The 439-nt window shown below is 51.3% G+C and carries 1 protein-coding gene; it reads left to right on the top strand.

The window, feature by feature from the left end:
* The coding region (locus AC1DCY_RS27690; RefSeq protein ID WP_477355983.1) for a hypothetical protein at nt 1-234 on the top strand (234 nt) is incomplete at its 5' end.
* Between the last annotated feature and the right edge of the window lie 205 nt (nt 235-439).

Consider the following 439-nt stretch of genomic DNA (forward strand, 5'->3'; position numbering starts at 1 on the left):
CAACGGTTCTCTGCGCGGTTGGGGTACGATTCGGAAAGAGTGGAAGCTGCGTTGATGAACACCGTGCATTGTGATCATCATGATTTCATTAGCTCATTCATTTCATCGCTTGGCTTGGTTAATGTTCGGGTGGCGGATATGCGCCATTGCATGGTTTCGCATTGGTTGGACGACCCCCTTGTCATGGAAGACGCGAAGAGGCTAGCAACATGGATAGCCGGAAAAGTTCCATGATGATTTTTCTAGGATCGCGACCCCAGTCATACGCGGCGCCCGCTACTGCACAGTCCAAGTGCGAGGCAGAAAAAGTCCGTCAGCGTTCGATTAGAATGTTCTACCGTGCTAAGCAGCCGGTCGGTGATGACGAGATATAGATATCGCTGCCTTGGGAACTTACCTGCATTCTTCCTCGGTACACATTTTGAGAGCTGGCTCTGCG

The organism is Lysinibacillus sp. 10T31 (assembly GCF_056394365.1).